Source organism: Exiguobacterium sp. UBA3968, assembly GCF_002385115.1.
Taxonomy (GTDB): domain Bacteria; phylum Bacillota; class Bacilli; order Exiguobacteriales; family Exiguobacteriaceae; genus Exiguobacterium_A.
The window spans coordinates 8,297-10,103 of the sequence record NZ_DGCW01000003.1 but is presented as its reverse complement, the minus strand read 5'-3'; the positions used below and the strand labels follow the sequence as shown (position 1 = coordinate 10,103).

The window sequence follows — 1,807 nt, the reverse complement described above, 5'->3', positions numbered from 1 at the left end:
CGAAGAAAGTGTCCGGGGGGATGATATTTACATCATTCAATCGACAAGCCAACCAGTCAACGAAAACCTGATGGAACTTCTCATCATGATCGATGCACTGAAACGGGCGTCTGCACGGACGATCAACGTCGTCATTCCGTATTACGGTTATGCGCGTCAAGATCGCAAAGCACGTTCACGTGAGCCAATCACGGCGAAACTCGTTGCGAACTTGCTTGAAGTAGCAGGGGCGACACGCGTCGTGACGATGGATCTCCATGCAGCACAAATCCAAGGGTTCTTCGATATTCCAGTAGATCAATTGATGGGTGTACCGCTTCTCGCTTCATATTTCGAGAAAAAGAACATCGATCCAAACGAACTCGTCATCGTTTCTCCAGACCATGGCGGTGTCACACGGGCACGTAAATTAGCAGAGCAATTAAAAGCACCAATCGCGATCATCGACAAACGCCGTCCGAAACCGAACGTCGCAGAAGTCATGAACATCGTTGGTCAAGTCGATGGCAAGATTGCCATCATCATCGATGACATCATCGATACAGCGGGTACGATCACACTTGCAGCGAACGCTTTGATCGAAAACGGAGCGAAACAAGTCTATGCATGTTGTACACACCCTGTTCTTTCAGGTCCGGCAATGGAGCGAATTGAGAACTCAGCGATCGAAGAACTCGTCGTCTTGAACACGATCGATTTAACACAACGCGAATGTGCAAGCAAAATCAAACAAATCTCTGTGGCACGCTTGCTTGCAGAAGCAATCATCCGTGTACACGAACAGAAATCAATCAGCCCGCTCTTCAGCTGATTGCTTATGCATACGAACGATGTGGTCCGGTTTATTGAAATCGGACCCTTGTTCGTTTACTTTTTTAAACAGAAATGAGGAATCGATATGAAATGTATCGTCGGATTAGGGAATCCTGGCGCGAAGTATGCGAATACGCGCCACAACATCGGTTTTCTTGCGATTGATGCCTTAGCGGAGAAACACGGGATCACGCTTTCAGAATCGAAGTTTAAAGCCCTCTTCGGAACGGGAATGATAAACGGAGAACGTGTCGTGCTCGTCAAGCCATTGACGTATATGAATTTATCAGGTGAAGCGGTACGACCGTTACTTGATTTCTACAAGATCGCGGTCGAGGATGTCCTCGTCATCTATGATGATCTGGATTTACCACTTGAGAAATTGCGCTTGCGTTCGAAAGGCAGTGCAGGCGGTCATAACGGCGTCAAGTCGTTGATCCAGCACCTCGGTACGCAGGAAATCAAGCGTCTTAAACTCGGTGTTGGTCGACCACCGGCACCAATCCAAGTAATCGACTGGGTGTTAATGAATTTTTCGAAAGCGGAACAAGGAAGTCTGCAACACGTACTCAATGCGTCTGTCGATGTAGCGACGGACTTTATAGACACACCGTTTCTCGCTTTGATGAATCGGTATAACTGAACGCAACGCTTTGGGGGTTCCAAAGCGTTTTTGCTGTCGTGTTTTAGGAGGAAGAAGATGAAACAATTACAAGAACTCTTATTAGCGATTCCTGAAATCAAGACGGTTCGGGAACGCTTCCGGGACGGTGTCAACGCTCAGTTGATTACTGGTCTGATGAATAGTGGAAAGGCATTGTTCGTCGCCGGGATTTATCAGGAGACGAAACGTCGATTCGTACTCGTGACACATAATATGTTCCAAGCGCAAAAGTTGTACGATGATTTGATTGAACTCGTGCCGGAAGAAGACGTCATGCTCTATCCGGTCGATGAGACATTAGCCGCGGAACTCTCCTATGGGGCGAGTCCG

3 protein-coding genes are annotated in these 1,807 nt (G+C 47.6%); all 3 read left to right on the top strand.

Annotated elements, in window-relative coordinates:
• Positions 1–811: ribose-phosphate pyrophosphokinase (locus B3S86_RS00185; RefSeq protein WP_290747877.1), on the top strand; the 811-nt coding region annotated here is incomplete at its 5' end.
• Between the two features lie 87 nt (positions 812–898).
• Positions 899–1,456: an aminoacyl-tRNA hydrolase gene (gene pth / locus B3S86_RS00180; RefSeq protein WP_035413235.1), complete on the top strand. Its 558-nt coding sequence runs from the start codon at positions 899–901 to the stop codon at positions 1,454–1,456.
• Positions 1,457–1,513: 57 nt separating this feature from the next.
• A partial coding sequence (locus tag B3S86_RS00175) for a hypothetical protein (protein ID WP_290747871.1) occupies positions 1,514–1,807 on the top strand: 294 nt, incomplete at its 3' end.

Coding starts and splice junctions, on each gene's coding strand:
- pth (WP_035413235.1), top strand. CDS start 899: ATGAAATGTATCGTCGGATTAGGGAATCCTGGCGCGAAGTATGCGAAT.